Origin of the sequence: Bradyrhizobium sp. dw_78 (genome assembly GCF_018449525.1) — a bacterium.
In the GTDB taxonomy this organism is placed as follows: domain Bacteria; phylum Pseudomonadota; class Alphaproteobacteria; order Rhizobiales; family Xanthobacteraceae; genus Bradyrhizobium.
In genome coordinates, this window is the sequence record NZ_JAAVUS010000030.1 from 1 (window position 1) to 305 (window position 305).

Annotated in this window: 1 protein-coding gene; it reads right to left on the reverse strand. The window is 61.0% G+C overall.

All coding sequences use genetic code 11. The annotated features are described in order from the left end of the window. The coding region (locus HB630_RS28205; RefSeq protein WP_213776006.1) for an ABC transporter substrate-binding protein at window positions 1-305 on the reverse strand (305 nt) is incomplete at both ends.

Here is a 305-nt window from a genome sequence, read left to right on the forward strand (position 1 = left end):
GCGGCATCGGGATTTTTCGATTTCGCTTCCGGGTAGGCTTTCCAGGTGATCAACACCGCGGCTTCCGGATTGGCCATCGAGTAGTCGTATCCCTTGGCGATCGCCCGCGCGATGCCCACCAGCATTTTGGGATCCTTGGCGATCGTCTCGTTGCGGGCCAGCAACGAAACATCCGGCAGCGTGCGCAGATTCTCGGGCACCGGAATCTCGCGCAGATCGAGGCCGGAGAACTTGAACTTGGCCAGCGCCGCGTCCCAATAGATCGCGCCGTCTACCAGTTTCTGCCGAATCGAGGTCACCGCCTG